Below are 24708 nucleotides of genomic sequence, written 5' to 3' on the forward strand. Positions count from 1 at the left end.
TCGCGGCGTGTCGCGGAAGATCTCCGATCTTGCGCACGCCGACGCAGCCGGGTTCGGCCCGCGGCCGCGCCGGACTGACGTCCCCGGCCTCCGGGGTGCCTCGACCACCTCAGTGCGGACGCTACGCCCGCATCGACCGTGCCACGGCATGGAGAGCGGATGCCGCGGCATCCGCTCTCCGGAAGCCCAACGTCGGAGATCCTGGCCGACGCGCCGCTCACCGTCGGCTCGCCGCGGCGTGTCGCGCAGGATCTCCGATCCTGCGCACGCCGGCGCCGCCTGGCTCGACCCGGTGGCTCGGCCGGCTGACCTCTTCCGGCCTCGCGTGCGCAACGTCGGAGATCTTGGCCGACGCGCCGCCTGCCGACGGCTCGTCGCGGCGTCGCGTTGCGCAGGATCTCCGATCTTGCGCACGCCGACGCAGCCGGAGCTCGCCCCGCGCACAGGGTGGACATAGGGAAACCTCCGACCTGTCGGGGGTTTCTCGGTGATGGTGGACCTGAGGGGAATCGAACCCCTGACCTCCTCGATGCGAACGAGGCGCGCTACCAACTGCGCTACAGGCCCGTGAACCTCAGTTAGGTTATCACGCTACGACAGGCCTCCCCGACCGGCTGCGAGCCCCTCGAACCGCACCCGCGAGAGGATGGAAGCATGCTCCCCGTCACACCGAATCGCGTGTCCGTGCTCCGCAGCGTCCGGCTCGAGACCGGAGGTCGCGGCGGCTCCCCGCACGACGTGTTCGTCGACGCTGAGGGCCTCATCACGGCAGTCGAACCGGCCACCGGGATCCCGGCAGGCCCCGGCGAGCTCGACGGCCGCGACCTGCTCGCCCTCCCCGGCTTTGTGAACACCCACGCGCACATCGACAAGTCGTGGATCGGCCACCCCTGGCAGTCCTATGGGGGCGAAGGCGGCACCGACGGCCGCATCCGCCATGAGCGTGCGCGGCGCGACGAGCTCGGCATCCCGAGTCTCGACATCACCCGTCGCGTGCTGGCGGAGTTCGTCCGCTTCGGCACGACCGCGGTCCGCACGCATGTCGACGTCGACCTCGGGCTCGGGCTGCGCGGCATCGAGGTCGTGCGCGAGGCCGTCGCCGAGTACGACGGAGCGATCACCGCCGAGGTCGTCGCCTTCCCGCAGGACGGCGTCCTCCGCCGCCCCGGCGTGCTCGACCTCCTGCGCGCGGCCGCCGAGTCCGGCGTCGAGCACATCGGCGGGCTCGACCCTGCGAGCATCGACCGTGACCCCGTCGGGCAGCTCGACGGGCTGTTCGAGATCGCCGCCGACACGGGCGTCGGAATCGACATCCATCTCCACGATCCTGCCGAGCTGGGCGCCTTCCAGTTCGACCTCATCCTCGACCGCACCGAGGCCCTCGGACTCGCCGGCCGCGTCAACATCGCCCACGGCTTCGCACTCGCGCAGGTCGACGCCGCGCGCCGCCGGGATCTCCTGCAGCGGATGTCGCAGCTCGACGTCACCCTCACCACCGTCGCTCCTCTGCGGCTGCCCCAGCTGCCGCTGCAGGAGCTCGACGCCGCCGGCGTGCGGTTCGGCTTCGGCACCGACGGCATCCGCGACCTGTGGAGCCCGTACGGCACCGGCGACCTGCTCGGCATCGCGTGGCAGTACGCGCGCTCGTCGAGCCTCGTGCGCGACGAGGATCTGCGCCGCGTCGTCGAACTCGCCACCACCGACGGCGTCCCCTTTGCCGGCATCGGACGCAACACCCTCAGCACAGGCGACCGAGCCGACCTCGTGCTGATCGACGCCGAGAACGCGATGGACGCGCTGGTCCGGATGCCCGCGCGCGAACTCGTGCTGGGTGCCGGGCGAGTCCTCCACCAGGCCTGAGACCGCCGAGTTGCCCCTTGCGGTGGGTTCACGGCGGCCCAGCCCGCCCGAACCGGCAACTCGCCGCCCGGAAGCACGGAGCCAACGCCCGCGCGGCTAGGCCGCATGCCGAGCCCGCAGCCTTCCCTGGGTGGAGGCCCGCGCCTCGCCCTGGGCGAGGCCCGTGCGCCGCAACATCGGACCGCGCGACCGACACGCCGGGTTCCGGATGCCGCGCCCCGGCGCGCCGCGGACGATCTCCGATCTTGCGACCGAGGCGCCGACCCCTCTGCCCCAGCTTGGCCCAGGACCCCAGCTCCCAGCCCCAACTTCGGCCCGACTCAGACCCACCCGAGTTGCCACTCGCGGTGGGTCTACGGCGGCCCACCCCACCCGAACTGGCAACTCGCCGTCTGGGCGCGCCGAGCCGACAACCAAGCGGGACGAGGCCCATGCGCCGCAACATCGGACCGCGCGACCGACACGCCGGGTTCCGGATGCCGCGCCCCGGCGCGCCGCGGACGATCTCCGATCTTGCGACCGGGACGACGGGCCCCTCCGCCCCAGCCTTCGGCGCAGGACCCCAGACCCCGACGGCCCGACGGCCCAGCCCCCGAGACCCCCGACGGCCCCGAAATCCAGAGCCCGGCCCCCGCCGGCCCCTTACTGCCCGGACGCCCGCCGCGCCAGCAGCCCGCGCACGTGGGCCTCGATCTCGGCGTCGTCGACGTAGCCCATTCCCGCGAAGTCCGCCCGGGCGACGCGCGCCGTGTCGATCGACGGCGGACGCTGCGCCTCGGCCCGCTCGCGCATGGTTTCCTCGAGCGCCGCCTGGCGCATCGACTCCCGGGCTGCCTCGACGTCGAGCATCGCCGCGGCCCGCGACCCCGCCGACGCGGTGAGCGGCCGGGGCAGCTCGCGCGGCGCCCACTCGCGTGATGCCGGTTCGAGAGGCACGTCCTGCACGCGCACGTCGGGCCGCGCCACCGGAACCTCGACCTGCACGGTCGCCCGCGCCGCGACCCGTGCAAGGCGGTGAAGTACGAGAGCGGATGCCGCGGCCACAGCCGCGCCCGCCCAGAGCCAGGTCTGCACCCCCGACGAAAGAACTTCGAACACCCCGAAGCCCGACACCGCGAGCCCCAGCACGCACAGCAGAGTGGCCGTCAGCCGGAACCGGCGCCGAGCCCGCGCACGCCGCGCAGCAGGGGCCGACCGCGCAGCAGAGACCTCCGCGCGAGCGGCAGCTTCCGCGGCCTCGATCTCGGCCCGAGCCTGTGCCTGTGCGGCGGCGCGCTCCGCGCGCGCACGCTCCAGTTCGACGCGGGCGGCGGCTTCGGCGAGCTCACGCTCGGCGCGCTCCCGTTCCCGCTCGACTCGCGCGGACGCCTCGGCGAGCTCGCGCTCGGTGCGCGCGCGCTCGAGGTCGACCTTCGCCTGTTCGAGGGCGGCCGACTCGCGCTGCGCCAGAGCCTGCCGGGCGAGGCGCTGCTGCGCCATCGCCGTGCGCGCGTTGAGCTCGAGGTGAACCTCCTGCGGCATCTCGCTCGTCTCGGCGAGCACGCGCAGCGCCTGGTTCAGTCGCACCGCGTTCCGCTCAGCCGCGTCGAACTGCCGGCGGCTGTGCCACGACGGAAGCAGATAGACGAGCCACAACAGCACGGCGACGAGCACGATGACCCCGCCACCCAACACTTGCCCGCCCATGTGCATAACGGTATGTGAGCGGATGCCTCGGCCGAGGCATCCCGTCGCGTGTCGCTCTACGCGTGCAGACGATCGGCGGGCGGCACGGTCGCCGCGTCGTGCGGCGCATGCCCCGACACCCAGCGCTGCAGCACGCCTTCGGGCACGTCCTCGCGCACGAGCGCGAAGGCGTAGTGGTCGCGCCAGTCGCCGTCGATGTGGATGTAGCGGCGGCGCAGGCCCTCGTAGCGGAAGCCGAGCTTCTCGACCACGCGCAGGCTCGCCTGGTTCTCGGGGCGGATGCAGATCTCCATGCGGTGCAGGCGCAGCTCGGTGAAGCAGATGTCGGTCGCCATCGCGACCGCCGTCGGGGTGATGTTGCGTCCGGCGAACCGCTTGCTCACCCAGTAGCCGATCGTGGCCGAGGCGAGGGATCCCCGCGCGATGCCCCACACGTTCAGTTGACCGGCGATGTTGCCGTCGTGCTCCATCACGAAGGGCACGCCGGCACCATCGCGGTACTGCTGCAACAGGCGCCGCACGCCGAGCCGCATGTCGAACGAGACGGGGCCGTCGGGGCTCGTCGCCTCCCATGGCCGCAGCCAGTCGCGGTTCGACAGCAGCTCGGTCTGCAGCTGCCGGGCATCGCGCTGTCGCACGAGCCGGATGGACACCGGTCCGTGCCTGCGGGGAGCCGTCAGGTCCACGTGACCCCCTCGTACGGGCGGCGCTACAGCGTCGCCGCGAACTCCTTGAACCAGGGACGCAGATCGGGTCCGAGATCGTCACGATCGGCGGCGAGCTGCACGATGGCCTTGATGTAGTCCACCCTATCGCCGGTGTCGTATCGGCGGCCCCGGAAGATCACGCCGTAGACGCCCGGTCCGTCGGCGTCGGCGGCCAGTTCCTGGAGGGCGTCGGTCAGCTGGATCTCGCCGCCCTTGCCCGGCTCGGTGCGCTCGAGGATCTCGAACACGTCAGGGCTCAGGACGTACCGGCCGATGATCGCGAGGTTGGACGGCGCGTCCTCCTTCTTCGGCTTCTCGACCAGTCCGGTCACCTTGACGATGCCCTCGGAGTCGGTCTCCTCGACGGCGGCGGCGCCGTACATGTGGATGTGCTCGGGGTCGACCTCCATCAGGGCGATGACGGTGGCGCCGCGGCGCTCGTGCTCGGCGATCATCGTGGTCAGCAGCTCGTCCCGCTCGTCGATGAGGTCGTCGCCGAGCATCACCGCGAAGGAGGAGTCGCCCACATGCGCCTTGGCGCGCAGCACCGCGTGACCGAGGCCCTTCGGCTCGCCCTGGCGGACGAAGTGGATGTCGGCGAGGTCGCTCGACTCGAGCACCCGGTGCAGGCGATCGGTGTCGCCCTTGTCCTTGAGCTTCTCTTCCAGCTCTGGCACCGAGTCGAAGTGATTGGAGATCGCGTTCTTGTTGCGACCGATGATGACGAGGATGTCGTCGATACCCGCTTGCGCCGCCTCCTCCACGACGTACTGGATGGCCGGCTTGTCGACGACCGGCAGCATCTCCTTGGGCATCGCTTTCGTCGCAGGAAGGAAGCGTGTTCCGAGTCCGGCCGCAGGAATCACGGCCTTGATGGAGGAATGAGGCATGCGAGCATTCTAGGGTCCTCACCGACCCGCTCCCGCCGGTTGACACCCGTTCCGCCGCCGATATTGCACGGCATCGGCGATCGGCGCACCCGGCGACGCCTAGAATCGAGGGCATGTCCGACGCCATCGCCGACGCGAAGCGCGCGCTCCGAGCAGAGTTGCGGGAGCGACGGCAGCTGCTGACCCCGCAGGCCCGTGATGTCGCAGCGGCCGGGATCACCGAACAGCTCGATGCGCTGATCGAGACCCACGGCGCGACGTCGATCTCGTGCTTCCTCTCGACCACGACCGAGCCGGGCACGCGGGACTTCGTCGCCGGGGCCGTGGCACGCGGCATCCGGGTCCTCCTTCCCGTCACACGCACGGACGGCCTGCTCGACTGGTCGGTCGCGACGCCCGACCTCGACATCGCCGAGGGCATGTTCGGGCTCCCCGAGCCCGTCGGCGAGCTGCTCGGACCCATCGCCGTCAACGACGTCGACCTGCTCGTGATCCCTGCCGCCGCCGTCGACCGCTCGGGCATGCGCCTGGGGTGGGGTCGCGGCTACTTCGACAAGACGATCGGGTCGATGGAGCGCTGCCCGCCCGTGTACGCCGTGGTATTCGACTCCGAGGTGCTCGACGAGGTTCCGAGCGACCTCCACGACCAGCCCGTCAGCGGCGTCGTGACACCGACGCAGACCATCGTCCTCGCGCCCGCCCGGCGCTGAACGACCGAGAGAGAAATGCCCACCTACGCCTACGCCTGCAAGCAGTGCGGACACCGCTTCGACGCGGTCCAGTCCTTCGCCGATCCTGCGCTCACCGAATGCCCCGAGTGCGGCGGTCCGCTGCGCAAGGAGTACGGCTCGATCGGTGTGACCTTCAACGGGTCCGGCTTCTACCGCACCGATTCCCGCGCAGGAGAGAAGAAGGGGACGGATGCCGCGCCCCCCGCAACTTCCACATCTTCGGCCTCGTCTACTGGCGGGTCGTCCGCCCCTTCGACATCATCGAAGTCGGAGGCGAAGTCCTCCCCCGCCTCGTCCGGGTCATAGCCGGCGGAAGCCGGAGACAGTGAGGAATTCACATGATCAAGGGCTTCAAGGAGTTCATCCTCCGCGGAAACGTCATCGACCTGGCGGTCGCGGTCGTCATCGGCGCGGCGTTCACGCTGATCGTCAATGCGATCGTCGCCGGCCTCATCAACCCGCTCATCGCGCTCGTGTTCAACGCGAGCAGTCTCGACGCCGTCGGCTGGACGGTGACCAACCTCAGCGGTGATCCGGTGTTCTTCGGCTTCGGCATGATCCTCGGCGCGATCATCAACTTCCTCGCCGTCGCGGTGGTCGTGTACTTCGTGTTCGTCTACCCGATGAACAAGTGGAAGGAGCGCGCTGCCGCTCGTGCCGGCATCTCGGAGGAGGAGGCCGCCGAGCTTCCCACCGAGCAGGAACTCCTGGTGCAGATCCGCGACCTCCTGTCGGCGCAGCCCAAGGCATAGCGGAGCGGCCTCCTCTCGCGCTGCCCCGGTTCGACCGCGCGCGGCCTCGTCTCACGCTGCCCGGTTCGAGCGCGCCGAAGCGCTCTCGCGCCCACCCGTACACCGCAGTTCGGCGCGGTTGAGCGAGGAGCCGACGCCTCAGTAATGCGGGGGGACGTCGCGTCAGTAGTGCGGGGGGACGTCGCGCTTCAGGCGCTCGTCGTTCGGCCCTGACGCGCCCGCGTCGGCCGGGGACGCGGCATCCGGGTCCTCATCCCCCACCACCGGCTCGAGGTCGGTTCCGGGCGCGGGCGTCAGCTTCACGCGGCGCGAGCCGGGGACCCGCTCGATGCGCTGGCGGTCAGTCGGTGACATCGATCGGCTGCGTGTCGGCCTCGACGCGCGGCGCCTCGGGCGGCACGCCGAGCATCGCGGCGATCCGCTGGGCCACGCCCGCCGGGTCGCTGTAGAGGTCGAACGAGTGCACGCGCACGTAGTGCCAGCCGAGTCGGCGGAGGATCTGCGGGCGCAGCCGCAGCGACTCGCGCAGCGACTCGCCGATCGTCTCGGGGTCGCTCTCGACCACGACCGCCTTGCCGTCGTACTGCGCGACCAGCGGCAGGAGCCCGCGGTAGTGCACGTCGACCGAGAGGCCGAGGCGGCGCAGCTCGCGCGCGAGCGCGAGTGTCAGCGGATCGGCCAGGTCTTCGAGGCGGGCATCGCGCGCCTTGGCGGCGATCCCCCCGAGGATCGACATGAGCGTCGCAGCTCCGTGCTCGAGCCGACCGTCATCGAACGCCGACGGGCGGATCGACGACACGATCACCATCGAGCGGCGGGCGCGCGTCATCCCGACCGTCAGCAGCCGTTCCCCGTCGGGCGTGGACAGGTCGCCGAAGTCGCTCAGCACGCGGCCGTGCTTGGTCAGGCCAAAGCCGAGCGAGAAGATCACTCGGTCGCGGCTCTCAGCGACCGACTCTTCGAGCGTCAGCACCGCGAACGGCTCGGCCGTGTCGCGCGAGACGAAGTCGGCGACGTCGGAGCGTCCCGAGAAGGCGCGCTCGACCGCGGCGCGGATGCGCTCCGCGTGCCGCACGCTGGCCGTCACGACCATGAGCGACTCGGTGCCGCGGTTGACGGCGTGCTCGACGACGAGCGTCACGACGCGATTGACCTCGGCGTCGGGGCTCTCGACCGCGCCGGTGATCGGGTCGGGCGCTCCCGTGCCGCCCTCGACGTAGTCGACGCCGAGGCTGCCGCGGCCGAGGTACGAGCCGGCCCACGGCAGCGACACGAGCTCGCCGCCGTAGAAAGCGTCGTTCACGAGCTCGGCGAGATCCTCGCCGCCTGCCCGGTAGCTGCGGGTCAGCGTCTCGACCGGCAGCAGCTCGGCGAGGCGCTCGAAGACGCTGGTCGAGTCGAACGGCTCGGCCCCGTCGGCCGGCTCCTCGTCAAGAGGTGCGCCGGCGGCGACGCGGAACGGCGTGGGCTTCTGCGTCACCGGATCACCGAACACGACCACCTGCCGGCCGCGCCGCAGAGCGGGTGCGGCTTCGGCGATGCACAGGGCCGCGGCATCCGCGATGATCACCACATCGAACTCGGGCGACGCCGGAATCTCGGGCACGTCGTACGGCGACGACAGCCAGACCGGCGCCAGCACGCGCGACAGGTGCGGGGCGGCGTGCACGAGGTCGGCCGGGGTGACCGCGCCGTTCTTCAGCGCGGTCTTCAGAGCCGCCGCCTCGTCGGGGTGATCGACGATGCCGATGCGCCACTGCGTGGCCAGTTGAGCGGCGAGAAGAGGGCCGGATGCCGCGGCATGCGCCTCGTCGACGAGCCGGAAGTCGCGCTCCAGGCGGTCGACCACGGCGGTGTTCGCGCCGAGCACCGCGCGGTCGGTGCGCAGCAGCATCTCGAGCGCCGACTGCCACCACGCGTACTCGAGCTCGTCGGCGACCTGCGACTCGGGCACGTGGCGCACCGAGAGCTCGGTGAGCAGCGGATCGAGGCCGAGGCGGGCGAGGTCGGTGCGCAGGGTCGCGCGCTCCTTGAGGTTGTCGAACACGTCGGAGTCGGCGGCGAGGCCGGCGAGGGTGCGCACGAGGTGCTTCACGGGAAGCGTCGCCAGCTTGTCGGCGCCGGTGCGTCCGAGCACGCCGTCGAGCTCGGCGAGCTCCGCGTCGACGCGCGCCCAGGCGACGTGCACGTCGGCCAGGCCGAGCGGCACTTCGGGGGTCACGCCCGAATCGACGAAACGCTGCCACTCGGTGCGCTGCTGCTGGATGCGCACGAGCGCCTCGTACATGTCGGGCACGTGCACGCCCGGGCGCACGTACTCGCGCGACAGGCGCTTGAGCCGGCGGCGGTTGGGGCCGCTCATGTTCGGCGCGTCGCGCCGCGGCGCGTGCGCCTGGATGAGCTCGCCCAGCGGGCGCTCGAAGACGGTGAGGCTGAAGCGGTCGAGCGAGTCGCGGATGCCCTGCAGCAGCCGCAGGTACGCGCCCAGTTCGGCGATCGTCTGGAACGGCCGCATGCGCGTCTGCGCGATCAGCTCGTACCCGCGCTCGAGCAGGCTGGGCACATCGCTGCGGTGCAGCTTGCCGGCGAGCGCATGAGCGGCGCGGGCATGCTCGGGCTTGGCGAACGAGACGCCGTACCAGGGCGAGTCGTCGGGCCCGAAGCGGAACTCGCCGAGCCGCGCGGCGGCGGCGAGCTTCTCTGCGGCCTCGGCGCGTCCGTCGGCCAGCCGCTCGAGCGTGACGGCGTCGAAGCGCGCCGCGGTCGACGGGGCCGGATCGTGTGCGGCGAGGGTCGCGAGCGCACGCAGGATCTCGAGAACAGAGACACCGAGCGACGGATGCTGCGCCGTCACGGCTCCGCGATAGTCGCGCAGCACGCCGCGCAGCCTCACGAGCGCGTCGTCGATGTCGGCGATCTTCGGCGCCTCGGCCTTCTCGTTCCGGCCGATGGCGCGGATGAGGTCGCGCTGGAGCGTGCGCGGCGACACGGCGAGTCCGGGCAGGCCGATGCCGGCGAGGCGGTGACGGATGCCGTCGAGCGTCGAGCTGCGCGCGCTCACGACGAGCACGCGCTTGCCGTCGCGCACGAGGGCCCCCACGGCGTTGATGACGGTCTGGGTGCCGCCGGTGCCGGGCAGAGTGTGCACGGCGAGAGACTGTCCTGCGGTGATGCGCGCGAGGACGCGCTCCTGCTCAGAGTCGGCGTCGAGCAGCAGCGTGTCGGCCGCGGGCGGACGCTCGTCGGGGCTGGTCGGCTCGGGCGCGACGCGGCGCAGCGCGAGCGCTTCGCGGTCGGCGGGATGGCCGGCGAGCGCATTCAGTACGGGGTGGTCGAGGTCTGCGGCATCCCGCGCCATCGCATCGCCGACATCGGCGAAGCTCGACACCAGCAGGCGGGGCTTGACCACGTAGGACTCGACCCACGACGTGAGGGCGCGCAGGTGGTCGATGACCGGCTGGGGCTTGAAGACGCCGCCGTCATAGGCGAGCGCGGCGAGCCCTGCGCCGTCGAGCTCGATGCCGAAGTGCGTGAGCATCGCGCGGACGAGTTCGGGGTTGACGCTGAACGAGCCGTGGAGCTTGAGCTCGAAGTCGGAGTGGTGACGCCGGATCGCCAGCGGACGCAGCAGGATCGGCGCCGAGCACTCCATGCCGCCGATGCGCCAGTTCGCGAGCCCGACGGCGAGGTGCACCGGCTCGAGCCCGCGCGTGGTGCGCAGCTCGGTGTTCTTCGCGGTGATCCGCTCGGCGGCCAGCCGCGCGTTGCGCAGCGCGACCTCGTCGCGGAAGAGGTTCGAGAGCAGCGTCGAGCGGCCGGTGATGAACTGCGGAAGGCTGCCGGGGTGCGCCTTGGTGATCTCGATCGACGAGTCGCCGGCGTCGGTGAAGTGCAGCAGAGTGGAGCGGCCGCCCAAGTCGGCGGATTGCACGCGCAGGCGCTCGCGCTCGGGGTCGGCGATGTGCGCCACGACCACATCGGGCTCGGCGAGGCCGAGATCGCCCGGCGTCACGACGCTCCCGGGCACGGCGTCCTCTGCGCCGGCCACGACGCTGCCTTCTGCTCGCCACACGCAAGCCACACTAAGCGGCGTGTCCGGATGCCACTTGCAACGGAGCCGAGTTTCGCGGTATTGGACACGCCGGGTCATCAGCCCTTCCTCCCCATAGTCGCCTCCGGGCCGGGCGTGCACAGTCGGCGGTCGTCGGGGTCGGAGCGGGGAGGGCCCGGGCCAGGATGGTCCTATGACCTCCCCGGACTCGCCTCGCTTCCGCGTTCATCCCTCCCCCGTGGGCGACATCCTCATCGTCACCACCCACGAGGGGATCGTGACGCTCCACCCCTTCGACGGTCCGCTGGGCGCCGAGCTCGAGAGGGTGTCCCTCGCCCTCAGGGCGGTGCCGGTGCCCGATGACGAGGGGGCGGATGCCGCGGCGAGCGCGATCTTCAATGCGGCGATCACGCAGCTCGACGAGTACTTCGACGGCGATCGCCGGTCGTTCGACCTCGAGCTCGACTGGCGGCTGGTGCGCGGCTTCACGCGCGATGCGCTCGAGGCCGTGCGCGAGATCCCCTACGGCGAGACAGCCGGGTACGGCGAGGTGGCGATCGCGGCGGGCAGCCCCCGCGCGGCGCGGGCCGTCGGCACCGCGTGTGCGACGACGCCGTTCTCGATCGTGGTGCCGGTGCATCGGGTCGTGCGGGCCGACGGCTCGCTCGGCGAATACGGCGGCCGGCCCGACGTGAAGAAGTACCTCATCGACCTCGAACGCCCCGCAGGTGCGGAGGTCCCCGAACGCCCCGCGCGCGTGCAGGGCCCCGCGCGCGTGGCGGAGCGAGAACGCCCCGCGGGCGTGTAGGCCGCCCGCGGCGCATCCGCGCAGACCTTCCCCCGTCCGCGCGAAGCACGGCCCGGGCGTTCCCGCCCGGGCCGTGCCGATTCACCCGTGAATCGCGGCTAGTGGTGCGTCGCCTTCTCGGCACCGAAGCCGGTGAGCGACCGCACTTCCATCTCGGCCGCCTTGCGCCGGTCCTCCGCCCTCGTGGAGGTCACCGATCCGAGCCAGCCCAGGAAGAACCCGAGCGGGATCGAGACGATGCCCGGGTTGTTGAGCGGCCAGATCGCCGTGCCCACCTTGAACACGCTCGTCTCCGTGCCCCAGAAGACCGGCGACAGGAAGATGAGGATGATCGCGGCGGCCAGACCGCCGTACATGCTCCACACCGCCCCGCGCGTGGTGAACTTGCGCCAGAAGAGCGAGTACAGGATCGTCGGCAGGTTCGCCGACGCTGCCACAGCGAAGGCGAGGGCGACGAGGAACGCCACGTTCTGTCCCTGCACGCCGATGCCGCCGATGATCGCGAGGATGCCGATCACGATGACGGTGCGACGGGCGACCTTGACCTCGCCGTCGGGCGGCACGTTGCCCTTCTTCACGACGTTCGCGTAGATGTCGTGCGCGAACGAGGCCGCGGCGGTGATCGTGAGTCCGGCGACGACCGCGAGGATCGTCGCGAACGCGACCGCCGAGATGAACCCGAGCAGGAGGGGCCCGCCGAGTTCGAGCGCGAGCAGCGGTGCAGCCGAGTTGACGCCACCCGGCGCCGCCGCGATGACCTCCGGGCCGACCATGGCGCCGGCGCCGTACCCGAGCACGAGCGTCAGCAGGTAGAAGAGGCCGATCAGCCAGATCGCCCACACCACCGAGCGACGCGCCTCCTTGGCCGTCGGCACTGTGTAGAAGCGCATCAGCACGTGCGGCAGACCCGCGGTGCCGAGCACCAGGGCGATCGCCAGCGAGATGAAGTCCCACGGGTTCGCGCCGTACTGCAGGCCCGGTCCGAGGACCCCCTCACCCTGCGGCGACGCCGCCACCGCGCTCTCGAGCAGCGTGTTGAGGCTGAAGCCGTTGATCGCCAGCACCCAGATCGTCATGACGAGCGCACCGCCGATGAGCAGGAACGCCTTCACGATCTGCACCCACGTCGTGCCCTTCATGCCGCCGATGAGCACATACACGATCATCAGCACGCCGACTACGGCGACGACGATCGACTGCCCGAGCGTCTCGGTGATGCCGAGCAGCAGCGAGACCAGACCGCCCGCACCGGCCATCTGCGCCAGCAGATAGAAGAAGCACACCGCCAGCGTGGTGATGGCCGCGGCCATGCGCACCGGACGCTCCTTCAGGCGGAACGAGAGCACGTCGGCCATGGTGAACTTGCCCGTGTTGCGCATGAGCTCCGCCACGAGCAGCAGGGCGACGAGCCACGCGACGAGGAAGCCGATCGAGTACAGGAAGCCGTCGTAGCCGTTGATCGCGATCGCGCCGCAGATGCCGAGGAAGGATGCCGCCGACAGGTAGTCGCCCGAGATGGCGAAGCCGTTCTGCGGGCCGGTGAACGAGCGCCCGGCGGCGTAGTAGTCGGCCGCCGTCTTGTTGTTGCGGCTCGCGCGGATGACGATGAACAGGGTCACCGCCACGAACGCCCCGAAGATCGAGATGTTCAAGACGGGGTTGTTCTCGACCGTGTCGACGGCGGCCGAGATCGCAGCGAAGACGTCGTTCATACGGAGGCCTCCTGACGTGCCTCGAGGTCCTCACGGATCTCCTCAGCGATGGGGTCGAGCTTGCGATTGGCGTACCAGACGTACGTCATCGTGATGGCGAACGTCGTCACGAACTGGCCGAGACCGAAGACCAGGCCCACGGTGATGTCGCCCCACACGCGCTGCGCCATGAACTCCGGCGCGAACGACGAGAGGAGCACGTACGCGAAGTACCAGACGAGGAATGCGACCGCCATCGGGAACACGAAGCCGCGCTGCTTGCGCTTGAGCTCTGTGAACCGGGGCGACTCCTCGACCTCGATGTAGTCGATTCCGCCGGGTGGGGCGGTGTCTGTCCGGGCATCGGACATGTGGCCTCCTTGCCTCATGAACGGGCGCTTCTTCGCGCCGGGTGGGGGTCTCCGAGCGGCGGGACGAGCGCTCAACCCGGGTGGTAGGGTCGACGCTACGAAAATCGGCGAGGACGCCGTCACCCCCGGAAGTAGGTACCGCGTGAGCGGCTCAACCGCAGGCGAGAAGTCGAACCGCACCGACGGTGACACGCAGCTGCTCGCCCGCGCGGTGAACGACCTGGTGCGTCGCACCCACTTCCCCGTCGCATTCGGCGGCCTCGAACGCGGCGACGCGATCCATGTCACCTCGATCGCCGGCGCTCGCACGCGCAGCCTCGAGGGGCTCGTGGTGCAGGCATCCCGCGGACTCGGCGGACGCGCCCTCGTCGAGAAGCGCCCCCGGCTCGCCCTCGACTACCGTTCGTCGCGCAGCATCACGCACGACTACGACCGCGCCGTGCTGGGTGAGGGCATCGCGACGCTGTTCGCGATCCCGGTGCTCGTCGGCGCGCGGGCGCGCGGCGTCATCTACTGCGGTTCCTGGTCGTCCTCCCCTGTCGGCGACGTCGCGGCGCGTCCCGCGTTCGCGGTCGCCGAAGAACTCTCCAGCGAGCTGCGCATCCGCGAAGAGGTCGACCGCCGGCTCGCTCTGGCTCCCGCGGCCGCGCCGGCCGAGGCATCCGCTCTCGCTCCTGCCGCCCGAGAAGAACTGCGCCAGACCTATGCGGAGCTGCGCAGCATCGCGGCCGACGTCGAAGACTCCTCGCTGCGCGAACGGCTCGCGCGTCTCGAGAAGCGGCTGGCGGCATTGTCGCAGTCCGAGAAAGAGCCGACGCTCGCACTCGATGTGCGCCTTTCACCGCGCGAAATCGACGTGCTCGCGTGCTGCGCACTCGGCGCGACGAATTCCGAGATCGCAGCGACCCTTTCCCTGCGCGAGGGAACGGTCAAGTCGTATCTGCAGTCGGCAATGGCGAAATTGGATGCCTCGACCCGCCACGCCGCGGTCGCCAAGGCCCGCCGCGCCGGCCTCCTGCCGTAGCGCAGCACCCGGGAAATTCGGAGGTGCGGGCGGAATTCGCGCCGAGTCGGAGTATTCGGTCCGAATTCTGCAGGGTATCCGATTTTCCCGGATTCATAATCCGCGTGCGAAAAGGGATTGAAAGCGCGTAATGTGCCCTTCATGGCCCGCAGAATTGTGCATCAGCTCGTCGACGACCTCGACGGGTCCGTCCTCGAAGTCGGAGAGGGTGAGACCGTCCTGTTCTCCCTCGACGGCGTCGCCTATGAGATCGACCTCACCGAGGGCAACGCCGCGGCGCTCCGCGACGCGCTCGCCCCCTACGTCGCCGCCGGACGCAGCGTCGGCTCATCGCGCGGCGGCAGCGGCAGCGGCGGAGGGGCCGCACGCAAGCGGCGCCGCACCGGCCAGCAGGACTACGGCGCCATCCGCGAGTGGGCCAAGAAGAACGGCCACCAGGTGTCGGAGCGGGGCCGGGTGCCGGCATCCGTTCTCGAAGCCTACGAGGCGGCGCACTGACGCACGCCGCCTCGCGGACGTCATACGCGTGAAAGCTGCGCGAGGATCTCGTCGACCTTGTCTTTCGCGTCGCCGAACAGCATCTGCGCGTTCTCGCGGTAGAACAGCGGGTTCTGCACGCCCGCGTATCCCGACGCCATCGAGCGCTTGAACACGATCACGTTCGACGCCTCCCACACGCGCAGCACCGGCATGCCGGCGATCGGGCTGCCCGGGTCTTCGGCCGCGGCGGGGTTGACGGTGTCGTTCGCGCCGATGACGAGCACGACGTCGGTGCGCGAGAGGTCGTCGTTGATCTCATCCATCTCGAGCACGATGTCGTAGGGCACCTTCGCCTCGGCCAGCAGCACGTTCATGTGCCCCGGCAGACGGCCGGCGACGGGGTGGATGCCGAACCGCACGTCGATCCCCCGGTCGCGCAATCGCTGCACGAGATCGGCGACCCCGTGCTGCGCCTGTGCGACCGCCATGCCGTAGCCGGGGGTGATGACGACCGACGATGCGCTGGTCAGCATGTCGGCCGCGCTCTCGGCGTCGATCTCGCGGTGATCGCCGTACTCCGCCTCGGGCCCGCTGGGCGCCTCGATGCCGAAGCCGCCGGCGATGACCGACAGGAACGAGCGGTTCATCGCTTTGCACATGATGTAGCTCAGGTACGCACCCGACGAGCCGACGAGCGCGCCGGTCACGATGAGCAGGTCGTTGTTGAGCAGGAAGCCCGCCGCGGCGGCCGCCCAGCCCGAGTAGCTGTTGAGCATCGAGACGACGACGGGCATGTCGCCGCCGCCGATCGAGGCGACCAGGTGCCAGCCGAGGGCCAGGGCGAGTGCGGTCACGGCGACGAGCAGCCACAGTTCGGGCGTGATCACGTACCAGACCGTCAGCACGAGGAAGAGGGCAAGGGCGCCGAGGTTGAGCGCGTTCTTCCCCGGCAGCATGAGCGGCTTCGACGAGATGCGCGCCGACAGCTTGAGGAACGCGACGATCGACCCGGTGAAGGTCACGCCGCCGATGAACACGCCGATGAAGACTTCGGCGTGGTGGATGTCGGCGAGCGCGCCTTCGAGGCCGGTGTCGTACAGCGCGCCGTTCCAGCCGACGAGCACCGCGGCGAGACCGACGAAGGAGTGGAGCAGCGCGATGAGCTCCGGCATCCCGGTCATCTCGACGATGCGTGCGCGCCACAGACCGATCGCACCGCCGATCAGAACAGCCGCGACCAGCAGCACGAGTCCGAGGGTCGCCGCCGGGTCGGCCCACGCGTCGGCGGCGACCAGCCACACCGTCGCGAGCAGCGCGATCGTCATGCCGACGATGCCGTAGGTGACGCCGCGGCGGCTGGTCTCGTGCTTGCTGAGTCCGGCGAGGCTCAGGATGAAGAGGAGTGCGGCGACGATGTAGGCCGCTCCGGCCACCTGGCCCGCGACGGCGATCATCGGGTCTCACCCTTCTGGAACATCGCGAGCATGCGCCGCGTGACGGCGAAGCCGCCGAAGATGTTGATGGATGCCAGCAGCACGGCGACCGCGGCCAGGATCTGCACCGTCAGGTCGGGCAAGGTGATCTGCACCATGGCGCCGACGACGATGATGCCCGAGATGGCGTTCGTCACGCTCATGAGGGGCGTGTGCAGCGCGTGGGCGACGTGGCCGATGACGTAGAAGCCGACCACGACGGCGAGCGTCAGCACGAGGAAGTGCTGTGGCAAGGGTGGTGGCGCGAACGCGCAGATCGCGAAGAGCGCCGCGATGCCCGCGACGACGAGGCCGGTCTTCGCGCCGCGCGACATGGTCTTCTTCGGTGCGACTTCGGCGGCGGGTGTGGCTGCTGCCTTCGCGGGAGTGGCCGAGACCTGCACGGGCGGCGGCGGCCAGGTGACTGTGCCGTCCTGCACGACCGTGACCGTGCGCTGCACGACGTCGTCGAAGTCGAGGGTGAGCTCGCCGTCCTTGCCGGGGGTGAGCAGCTTGAGCAGGTTCACCAGGTTGGTGGCGAAGAGTTGGGATGCCTGCTGCGGCAGGCGCCCCGGAAGGTCGGTGTAGCCGAGGATGATCACGCCGTTGTCGGTCACGACTCGCTCCCCCGCGACCGAGCCCTCGACGTTGCCGCCCTGGCCGGCCGCCATGTCGACGATGACGCTGCCCGGACGCATCCTCGCGACGTCGGCGGCCGTGATGAGGCGCGGCGCCGCGCGGCCCGGGATGAGCGCCGTGGTGATGATGATGTCGACGTCGGCGGCCTGCTCGGAGTACATCTCGGCGGCGCGACGGTTGTAAGCGTCGCTGGTCGCCTTGGCGTAGCCGTCGGACGAGACCTCCTTCTGCTCGTCGGGCACGACGACCTCGAGGTACTCGCCGCCGATCGACGCGACCTGGTCGGCGACCTCCGGCCGCGGGTCGGTCGCGCGCACGATCGCGCCGAGGCTCGACGCCGCGCCGATCGCGGCGAGACCGGCGACGCCGGCGCCCGCGACGAGCACCTTCGCCGGCGGCACCTTTCCGGCCGCCGTCACCTGGCCGGTGAAGAAGCGCCCGAACTCGTGCGCCGCCTCGACGACCGCGCGGTAGCCGGAGATGTTGGCCATCGAGCTGAGGACATCCATCGACTGCGCGCGCGAGATGCGCGGCACGGCGTCGAGCGCGATCGCCGTGATGTTGCGCGTGGCCAGCGCCTCGACGAGGTCGGGGCGCAGCGCCGGGCTGAGGGTTGCGACGATGGTCGCTCCGTCGGCGAGGCGGTCGATCTCGGCCGGCGTCGGCGCGTTGACCTTGAGGATGATCGGGCTCGCCCAGGCTTCGGCGCTGTCGACGACGGATGCCCCGGCCTCTTGGTAGGCCGCGTCGGGGAACGAGGAGGCTGCGCCCGCGCCGGATTCGACGACGACGTCGTAGCCGAGTGCGATGAGTTTGGGGACGGTGGTGGGAGTCGCAGCCACCCGGTTCTCACCGGGGGCCTCGGCGACGATGCCGATGCGGGTCATGCGTTCCTCTGGATCAGGTGCTGGTTCGCGTCCACCCTGGCAGAGGCCAGGGACGATCAGCCTCGCATTACACCCCGCGCCGCGGCAAGAATCCCCGATCTTTGCAGATCGCGAAACCCGCGCCCCGCCCGTCTCAACTCCCGCTCCCCGACCTCCCGCCATCCCCCGCCGGTTGAGTAGGCGCGAAGCGCCGTATCGAAACCCCTCGAACTCCCGAGAAGCCCCGCCCGCGCAGCATCCTGAACCTGGCATTCCCCTCCAAATGCCGCTCTCACCTTGCCCCTCGCGCCGATTCTCGGAATCGTGGCCGGTCCGCAGTCCGCTACGGAAGGAAGAACATCATGCTCACGATGACCCAGACCGCCGCTGAGGCCGTCAAGCAGATCGTCGCGCGGGTTCCGCAGGTCGAAGACGGAGGCGTGCGCATCCGCGACGCAGGCAATGACACCGGGTTCGAGCTGAGCGTCGCGGGCGACCCGCAGCCGCTCGACACGGTGGTCGTCACAGACGGCGCGCGAGTGTTCCTCGACGAGACCGCCGCAACGGCGCTCGACGACCGCGTGCTCGATGCGGAACTGTCAGAGGACGGCTCGGTGCGCTTCGCGCTCGGCCTCCAGGACTGAGTTCCTCTCGGCTTTTCGGCGGCCCTGGCGCTTCGGCGTCGGGGCCGCTGCCGTTTCCGGGCGCTGTCAGCGGCAGAGTTCGAACACGTAGCCCATCTCCCCAGGCGCTACGAGTTCGTGGTCGCGCAGCACGGCGGAGGGCGGCATCCGCTCGTCTTCACACGCCGCGCGGAACTCTCCCGCCTCGGAGTACTCGACGGCGACCACGAGGTCGCCATAGACGTCGGTGTAGGCGTCGCACTCGTCGAAGGCGGCGCATTCCTCGGCGATCGCGAAGTCGAAGCCTGCGCCGTTGCGCAGTGCAGCTGCGTCTTCGGCGGCGTTCTTCTGGCCGGCCGCGAGTCCCGCGTCGTGCGCGATCGCGACGAGCTGTTCGGCGAGCGCGAGGTTGTCGTCGAACGTGAGCGCGCCATCGCTGCGGGCGTAGGTGTCGAGGTTGTCGAACTCGACCGCGTCGTAGCCCGCGGCCGCGCATCCCTCGATCCACGGCCGCACGACCTCGGCGATCGCGTCGCGGTTGTGATCGGATGCCGCGTCCAGCAGCGCTTCGTCGGGCCACGCCGGATCGAACACGGTGTTGCCCTTGTCGTCTTTCAGGAGCAGCTCGTCGGGCCAGTCGGCGAGCTCGGCCGGCTGGGTCTGGAACGCGTTGATGTAGCAGATCGAGTACACGTCGTCGGCGGGAGGCTCGGCGCGGTCACGCACGACGATCTCGACGTCGGCCGGCGGCGGGTAGGCGCCGCCGAGCTGGTAGTCGGGCGCTGCACCGGCCGGCGGAAGGGCGATCTCGGTCGGCGGATTCGTCGTGCAGCCGGCGAGCACTGTGGTCGCGATGACAACGCAGAGAGCGGATGCCACGCGGCTGGGTGCTCTCATCGCTGCGACGCTACCGCTTCCTGGGCGGAGTCGGCGTCGAGGGTAGACTTTCGTGGCCAGCCTCTGTAGCTCAATGGAAGAGCAGTTCCGTCCTAAGGAAACGGTTGGGGGTTCGAGTCCCTCCAGGGGCACAGTCTCTTTTTGCCTCTGACCAGGTATTTCTTTTGTGGTCAGACCACTCAGAATGTCTTTTTGGCCGTTTTTTGGCCGCATTTGAGAAAGCTATGAGCCGAAACCAAGGCGGCTTCGACGCCCTTCACGGAGCGTCGTGCGACGCCTCAGAACGACGAAATCGAGCATTCCGGGCGTCCTGAGCCTCGTAGAAAAGTTGAGCAGTCTGCTCTCCGGCGTTACGTCGGTCGGGCGTAGCGGGTTTGCGGACCTGACGGCAGCGCCACGAGCGGCATCGCGTCGTTGAGGCGCGATGCGACGGCATCCAGATCGTCGTCGAAGAGGTCGGCGTAGGTGTCGAGCGTCATGGCCGCCGACGCGTGGCCGAGCATCCGCTGCACGGCCTTCACGTTCGCACCAGAGCTGATCGCGAGTGACGCGGCGGTGTGGCGGAGGTCGTGAGGGGTCACCCTCGGGATCGATGGGTCCACGGCCTGCGCGCGGCGGACCGCGTTCGCGAACCATCCCTGTGCGCCTGAGTTGCGCATGTGGTTGACGCCGTCGCCGAAGAGCAGTCCTTCCGGGCCCTTGCCGGCGCAAGCCTGTTCAATCATCGGAGCAAGCCGCGCGGGGTAAGGCACCGACCGCTTCTCGTGCGTCTTTGGCGTGCCGACGTGGATCTCGTACGCGATCATCACCGCGTTCTCTTCGATCACGAAGCGTCGACGCAGTCGATTCACACTCCGCACGCGCAGCCCCGTCGCCTCACCCCAGCGCAGGCCGGTGTACGCCAAGGTCAGGACCATTGTCGGATGCGCGGAGCATGCCGCCAGCGTCGCCACCTGGTCGTGCGAGAGATAGACGCGGCGCTTGCTCGGTCCGCTCCGAGGGAGATTGCGGATGTGTCGCGCCGGGTTGTTCGCAAGGCGACGATCATCGATGGCGACATCGAGGATGCCTGCGAGGACTCCCAGCGCGCGAAGAACGACCGTGCGCGACTTCTGCGTCGCGAGCTCTGACACCCAGTCCTGAACTTCAGACCGCCGGATCGACCAGATCTCCCTGTCTGCCCAGACTGGAGCGACATGGTTCTTCCACGCCCGCTCGAGCGTCATGTAGTACGAAGGCTTCGACATCGGCGGCTGCTTCGACCGGAGCCAGCTGTCCGCGAACATCCGGACCGGCACCCGCGATGCCACGGGATCGATGTACTCGCCCTTCGACTTGGACACGGTGACCATGGACAGGTAGAGCTTCGCCTCGCGTATCGTCGTGAAGCCGCGCTTCTGCGTTTCGGTGCCATCAGGCTTGCGGTAGCGCACGCGGTAGCGGCGGCCCTTCGCTGTTTCGTACGGGGCGATGGTGCCCATCTCGACCTCCGATCTTCGCCGGGTCGATGGCCGGTATCGGGCCAGTGTCGGACACCGAACGGATGCCGTCAACGCGGTCGATGACAGATGTGGATAGATGGCGGAAGACGTCGTCAACTGGCGTTGGGTTGAAGCGGCGCCTTCCTCCGACGCCGAGAGTCTAGCGATCTGTCGCGGCTCCGTTCTCGCCACTCACTCCTTGCAGACTCCGCGCTGGCACGCGTCCCTTAGCAGCCGTTCGATGACGAGCACTGCGCCGCGCCCGAGCGCTGGGACGGCTGATTGTCGGAGGGGAGGCCGCTGTGCGATACCGTCACACCGTGACGAGTGAGCGAGTTCGTGAAGCCTTGTCGGAGTTCGTGCGCGAGCGCGACTGGGCTCAGTTCCATACGCCGGCAAACCTCGCGAAGAGCATCTCGATCGAGGCTGGCGAACTGCTCGAGTGCTTCCAGTGGAGCGACGATGCAGACGAGGTTCGCGTGCGCGATGAACTCGCCGACGTCGTCACATACTGCACACTGCTCGCCGATCAACTGGGAGTCGACCTGGACGAGATCGTTCTCGAGAAGCTCGCGGTAACAGGCTCGAAGTACCCCGCCGATCGATCAAGAGGGCGGAGCACGAAGTATGACGCCCTTTGAGATCGAACGGCTCGACTTCACCACGCCTGCGATCTCCACTTGGGCGTCCGGCGATGAACGGCGGACGAACTGGCCCGTCGTCTACGTTCTCGACAGCGCCGGGTCCCCGGATGCGCCATCCGTCTACGTCGGCGAGACGGTCAGCGCTGTGTCACGAATCCGTCAGCACCTCCAGAATCCATCGAAGGCAGGCTTCCGCCGCGTCCGTGTCGTCATCGACGAGACGTTCAACAAGTCGGCGTGTCTCGACCTCGAGTCGCACCTCATCCGCTGGCTCGCTGGCGACGGGCACTTCACGGTGCTCAACGGGAACGAGGGCATCATCGATGCGCGGTACTACGAGCGCGACCAGTACCGCGAGAGCTTCCGTGACATTTTCGAGCAGCTGCGCTCGGAAGGGATCTTTCAGCGCACCATCCCTGAGATCGAGAACAGCGACCTGTTCAAGCTCTCACCCTTCAAGGTCCTCACACGGGAACAGGCCATTGCCGTCGAGCAGATCGTCGAGGCGCTCCTCTTGGACCTCAGGACAGGCACGCGATCGACCAGCGTCATCCAGGGCAATCCCGGTACGGGCAAGACCATCGTGGCGATCTTCCTCATGAAGCTGCTGGCAGACATCCGCGACTACGAAGACACGGATGAGATCGAGCAGGACTCACTCTTCTCTGAGTTCTTCGTCCCAGAGAACCGCGAGCTGCTGGAAAACGCTCGCGTCGGACTGGTCGTACCTCAGCAGTCGCTTCGCGACTCGATCAAGAAGGTGTTCAAGAAGACGCCGAAGGTCAGTGAGAACCTCGTCTTGAACCCGTTCGACGTCGGCAAGTCGTCTGTGCCGTTCGACCTGCTCATCGTCGACGAGACGCACCGACTCAATCGCCGCGCTAACCAATCCTCGGGTATGCGGAACCGCGACTTCGCGGGCATCAACGAACGACTCTTCGGATCAGATGACCTCAGCAGGACGCAGCTTGACTGGATCCGCGCCCAGAGCACGCATCAGATCCTGCTCATCGACGAGCAGCAAGGCGTACGGCCAGCGGACCTCCCAGGTGAGACTCTCGCCGCTGAGATCGCCGAAGCAAAGCGAGTGCATCGGTGGTTTCCGTTGGCAAGGCAGATGCGTGTGCGCGCGGACGCAGACTACGTGGGATTCGTCCGCCAGCTGCTTCGAGGTGAACTTCGCGCAGGGGGCCGCCCGAACTTCGGTGAGTACGACCTGCGGTTCTTCGAGAGTGTCGGAGAAATGCAGCGGGCCATCCGCGAACGCGACCGCGAGGTGGGGTTGGCCCGGCTTGTGGCTGGCTACGCCTGGGACTGGAAGACCCGCGGCAACAGACCCGGCTTCGACTTTGAACTCGAGGGAACTGGGTTCGTCTGGAACCGCACCGACAAGGACTGGATCAACTCGAAGGGCTCGATCGATGAGGTCGGCTCGATTCACACCGTGCAGGGCTACGACCTCAACTACGCCGGCGTGATCATCGGCCCGGACCTCCGTTACGACGAGCTCACGCGAGAGGTGCTCGTCGACCGCGCCGCATATCGCGACAAGAAGGGCAAGGAGAACCTCGCGCAGCTTAGACGGCCAACAACGGACGACGATCTCCTCGCCCTTGTCCAGAACATCTACGGAGTCCTACTCACGCGAGGAATCCTGGGCACGTACGTCTACGTCTGTGATCCGGGTCTACGCGAGTACTTCTCCACGGTGCTGCGCCGAGGAAACGATGATTAGCACTCGTCCGGTTCAGATCCGGATACGGATGTTCCCCACATCGCACACTTCATGACGCCGCGCGATGTCGATAACGGCGAGACCGATGTGGACTGGTGAGGGTCAGGTGTCCGAGTTGAGTGAAGTCGGGTCGAACAGTGGTGTTGCCCGCTCACTGACAAATCTCATAGTGCCTGCAGCAATAGTCCGCCGATGGCGCTACCAAGGGGAATGGGGACGGCGTTCCCGATCTGCCGCGCGATCGCCGTCTTGGAGCCCACGAACCTGTGCGTGTCGGGAAACCCTTGCAGCACAGCTGCCTCGTAGTGCGTGATCGCTCGATCCTCGATGGGATGCAAGTAGCGGCCCTTCTCGGGCTTGAAGAACTCGGTCCGGATCGTTACCGACGGCTTGTTCCAGTGGAGCCGCCCCATCACGTCACCGGATCCGCTCGTGTGACCTCGCCAGCATGGCGCGAGGAGGCGGTCGGGCAGATTGAACCGATTCCCGCCAGCGGGAATCTCGGCGAACCGCTCCATCGAAAGGTCTGAGTAGTCGCGTCCTACGTGGAGCTCGAATGGTCGGTAAACGCCGGGCAACTCCGATCCGAAGAATGACTTCGTTCGCCGGGCGAGACGGGTCTCGGTGACCTTGCGAGGAATGTTCTTGAATGCCTCAGCCACGGTGCGGTGCCTGCCTGAGTGCGTCGGCTGGGGCATCCCAATTGCTGGCAGATCGCGGTGGCGGCCTATCAGGATCGCGCGCTTGCGCGCCTGAAAGGCGCCGTAGTCTGCCGCGTTGAGGATGTCCCACTCGAAGGTGTAGTCGCTCAAGAGTCCGTCTGGCTGTGTCGACTCGCTGAAGTCGCGGAACTGCTGGGACTTCGCGAATGCCGCGACGTTCTCCACGACGAAGTATTTGGGCTGCGCACGCAAGATGGTCGCCGCGTACTCCTGCCACAGGTAGTTACGCTGGTCGCCGGCGTCACGCTTGCCGAGCGTCGAGAAGCCCTGACAGGGCGGACCCCCAATGATGACGTCGACCTGAGGGACGGCCTCCTCCTTCAGCCACACCTCGATGCCGCCGCGGTAGACGAGATCGGGTCCGAACGTGGCGGCGAAAGTCGCGGCGGCCGCGGTGTCGAGCTCGACCGCACGCTTTACCCGATAGCGGTTCGACGCGGAATGGAACCCGGCGGTGAGGCCGCCAGCGCCAGCGAATAGGTCGAGTACAGAGATGGTACGGGTCGCGCTCGAGCCCGTCGTCGCGGTCTCGACGTGCCCCGGCGCCTGCAAAGTCATCGTGACAAATCTAGTGTGAA

General features: G+C 68.9%; 22 protein-coding genes and 2 tRNA genes. 11 read left to right on the forward strand and 13 right to left on the reverse strand.

The window, feature by feature from the left end; genetic code table 11:
* Positions 1-491: 491 nt before the first annotated feature.
* Positions 492-567, reverse strand: a tRNA-Ala gene (locus ACFC1W_RS01130).
* 87 nt (positions 568-654) lie between these two features.
* Here ACFC1W_RS01130 and ACFC1W_RS01135 point away from each other — a divergent pair.
* On the forward strand, positions 655-1860 hold the full coding sequence (locus ACFC1W_RS01135; RefSeq protein WP_375987650.1) for an amidohydrolase family protein: 1206 nt from the start codon (positions 655-657) through the stop codon (positions 1858-1860).
* Between the two features lie 642 nt (positions 1861-2502).
* Here ACFC1W_RS01135 and ACFC1W_RS01140 read toward each other — a convergent pair.
* From ACFC1W_RS01140 to galU, 3 genes are read right to left on the reverse strand one after another with little or no spacing between them, the layout of a single operon-like run.
* The gene (locus ACFC1W_RS01140) at positions 2503-3546 is read right to left on the reverse strand and encodes a large exoprotein (protein ID WP_375987652.1); all 1044 of its coding nucleotides are present in this window, start codon (positions 3544-3546) and stop codon (positions 2503-2505) included.
* A 56-nt stretch (positions 3547-3602) separates the two neighbouring features.
* Positions 3603-4232 (reverse strand): GNAT family N-acetyltransferase, encoded by a 630-nt coding sequence (locus ACFC1W_RS01145; protein WP_375987654.1) that lies wholly within the window; start codon positions 4230-4232, stop codon positions 3603-3605.
* 23 nt (positions 4233-4255) lie between these two features.
* Positions 4256-5143 (reverse strand): UTP--glucose-1-phosphate uridylyltransferase GalU, encoded by an 888-nt coding sequence (galU, locus tag ACFC1W_RS01150; protein ID WP_375987656.1) that lies wholly within the window; start codon positions 5141-5143, stop codon positions 4256-4258.
* Between the two features lie 113 nt (positions 5144-5256).
* Between galU and ACFC1W_RS01155 the strand changes: the two genes are divergently transcribed.
* Genes ACFC1W_RS01155 through mscL form a run of 3 tightly spaced genes read left to right on the forward strand, consistent with a single transcriptional unit; the run spans position 5257 to position 6626 of the window.
* Positions 5257-5853 (forward strand): 5-formyltetrahydrofolate cyclo-ligase, encoded by a 597-nt coding sequence (locus tag ACFC1W_RS01155; RefSeq protein ID WP_375987658.1) that lies wholly within the window; start codon positions 5257-5259, stop codon positions 5851-5853.
* A 15-nt stretch (positions 5854-5868) separates the two neighbouring features.
* Positions 5869-6180 (forward strand): FmdB family zinc ribbon protein, encoded by a 312-nt coding sequence (locus ACFC1W_RS01160; RefSeq protein WP_375987660.1) that lies wholly within the window; start codon positions 5869-5871, stop codon positions 6178-6180.
* A 32-nt stretch (positions 6181-6212) separates the two neighbouring features.
* A complete protein-coding gene (gene mscL, locus ACFC1W_RS01165) occupies positions 6213-6626 on the forward strand; it encodes a large conductance mechanosensitive channel protein MscL (RefSeq protein WP_375987662.1) in 414 nt (137 codons plus the stop codon).
* Positions 6627-6788: 162 nt separating this feature from the next.
* Here the strand turns inward: mscL and ACFC1W_RS01170 are convergent, their stop codons facing one another.
* Entirely contained in the window at positions 6789-6980 is a 192-nt protein-coding gene (locus tag ACFC1W_RS01170) for a hypothetical protein (protein ID WP_375987664.1), read from the reverse strand.
* Positions 6967-10674: an AAA family ATPase gene (locus ACFC1W_RS01175; RefSeq protein WP_375987666.1), complete on the reverse strand. Its 3708-nt coding sequence runs from the start codon at positions 10672-10674 to the stop codon at positions 6967-6969. Before ACFC1W_RS01175 ends, ACFC1W_RS01170 begins: the two co-directional genes overlap by 14 nt.
* Before the next feature lie 196 nt (positions 10675-10870).
* On the opposite strand from ACFC1W_RS01175, the gene ACFC1W_RS01180 reads away from it, so the two are divergent.
* Positions 10871-11485: a methylated-DNA--[protein]-cysteine S-methyltransferase gene (locus ACFC1W_RS01180; protein WP_375987668.1), complete on the forward strand. Its 615-nt coding sequence runs from the start codon at positions 10871-10873 to the stop codon at positions 11483-11485.
* Positions 11486-11583: 98 nt separating this feature from the next.
* On the opposite strand, the gene ACFC1W_RS01185 is transcribed toward ACFC1W_RS01180, so the two are convergent.
* Both ACFC1W_RS01185 and ACFC1W_RS01190 read right to left on the reverse strand, forming a co-directional pair.
* Complete coding sequence (locus ACFC1W_RS01185; protein ID WP_375987670.1) at positions 11584-13197, reverse strand: cation acetate symporter; 1614 nt, start codon at positions 13195-13197, stop codon at positions 11584-11586.
* Entirely contained in the window at positions 13194-13547 is a 354-nt protein-coding gene (locus ACFC1W_RS01190) for a DUF485 domain-containing protein (RefSeq protein WP_375987672.1), read from the reverse strand. Before ACFC1W_RS01190 ends, ACFC1W_RS01185 begins: the two co-directional genes overlap by 4 nt.
* Positions 13548-13689: 142 nt before the next feature.
* Between ACFC1W_RS01190 and ACFC1W_RS01195 the strand changes: the two genes are divergently transcribed.
* Both ACFC1W_RS01195 and ACFC1W_RS01200 read left to right on the forward strand, forming a co-directional pair.
* The gene (locus tag ACFC1W_RS01195; RefSeq protein ID WP_375987674.1) at positions 13690-14571 is read left to right on the forward strand and encodes a response regulator transcription factor; all 882 of its coding nucleotides are present in this window, start codon (positions 13690-13692) and stop codon (positions 14569-14571) included.
* A gap of 141 nt (positions 14572-14712) precedes the next feature.
* Positions 14713-15069, forward strand: coding sequence for an Lsr2 family protein (locus tag ACFC1W_RS01200; protein WP_375987676.1), 357 nt, complete (start codon positions 14713-14715; stop codon positions 15067-15069).
* Positions 15070-15089: 20 nt separating this feature from the next.
* Here the strand turns inward: ACFC1W_RS01200 and pntB are convergent, their stop codons facing one another.
* Both pntB and ACFC1W_RS01210 read right to left on the reverse strand, forming a co-directional pair.
* Positions 15090-16505: a Re/Si-specific NAD(P)(+) transhydrogenase subunit beta gene (pntB, locus tag ACFC1W_RS01205; RefSeq protein WP_375987678.1), complete on the reverse strand. Its 1416-nt coding sequence runs from the start codon at positions 16503-16505 to the stop codon at positions 15090-15092.
* Positions 16502-18049 carry a Re/Si-specific NAD(P)(+) transhydrogenase subunit alpha gene (locus ACFC1W_RS01210; RefSeq protein WP_375987680.1) on the reverse strand — a complete coding sequence of 516 codons (1548 nt, stop codon included), beginning with the start codon at positions 18047-18049 and terminating at the stop codon, positions 16502-16504. The genes pntB and ACFC1W_RS01210 overlap by 4 nt, the downstream gene beginning before the upstream one ends.
* Before the next feature lie 341 nt (positions 18050-18390).
* On the opposite strand from ACFC1W_RS01210, the gene ACFC1W_RS01215 reads away from it, so the two are divergent.
* A complete protein-coding gene (locus tag ACFC1W_RS01215) occupies positions 18391-18672 on the forward strand; it encodes a Fe-S cluster assembly protein HesB (RefSeq protein WP_191767194.1) in 282 nt (93 codons plus the stop codon).
* Between the two features lie 66 nt (positions 18673-18738).
* Here ACFC1W_RS01215 and ACFC1W_RS01220 read toward each other — a convergent pair whose 3' ends face one another.
* A complete protein-coding gene (locus tag ACFC1W_RS01220) occupies positions 18739-19548 on the reverse strand; it encodes an endo alpha-1,4 polygalactosaminidase (RefSeq protein ID WP_375987682.1) in 810 nt (269 codons plus the stop codon).
* Positions 19549-19607: 59 nt separating this feature from the next.
* Here ACFC1W_RS01220 and ACFC1W_RS01225 point away from each other — a divergent pair.
* A tRNA-Arg gene (locus ACFC1W_RS01225) sits at positions 19608-19679 on the forward strand.
* Positions 19680-19898: 219 nt separating this feature from the next.
* On the opposite strand, the gene ACFC1W_RS01230 is transcribed toward ACFC1W_RS01225, so the two are convergent.
* Entirely contained in the window at positions 19899-21221 is a 1323-nt protein-coding gene (locus ACFC1W_RS01230; protein ID WP_375987684.1) for a tyrosine-type recombinase/integrase, read from the reverse strand.
* A 128-nt stretch (positions 21222-21349) separates the two neighbouring features.
* Between ACFC1W_RS01230 and ACFC1W_RS01235 the strand changes: the two genes are divergently transcribed.
* Complete coding sequence (locus ACFC1W_RS01235) at positions 21350-21670, forward strand: nucleotide pyrophosphohydrolase (protein ID WP_375987686.1); 321 nt, start codon at positions 21350-21352, stop codon at positions 21668-21670.
* Entirely contained in the window at positions 21657-23408 is a 1752-nt protein-coding gene (locus ACFC1W_RS01240) for a DNA/RNA helicase domain-containing protein (protein ID WP_375987688.1), read from the forward strand. Before ACFC1W_RS01235 ends, ACFC1W_RS01240 begins: the two co-directional genes overlap by 14 nt.
* 164 nt (positions 23409-23572) lie before the next feature.
* On the opposite strand, the gene ACFC1W_RS01245 is transcribed toward ACFC1W_RS01240, so the two are convergent.
* Positions 23573-24688 carry a DNA cytosine methyltransferase gene (locus ACFC1W_RS01245; RefSeq protein ID WP_375987690.1) on the reverse strand — a complete coding sequence of 372 codons (1116 nt, stop codon included), beginning with the start codon at positions 24686-24688 and terminating at the stop codon, positions 23573-23575.
* Positions 24689-24708: the final 20 nt, after the last annotated feature.

It is taken from the genome of Microbacterium sp. NPDC056003 (assembly GCF_042274785.1).
Taxonomy (GTDB): domain Bacteria; phylum Actinomycetota; class Actinomycetes; order Actinomycetales; family Microbacteriaceae; genus Microbacterium.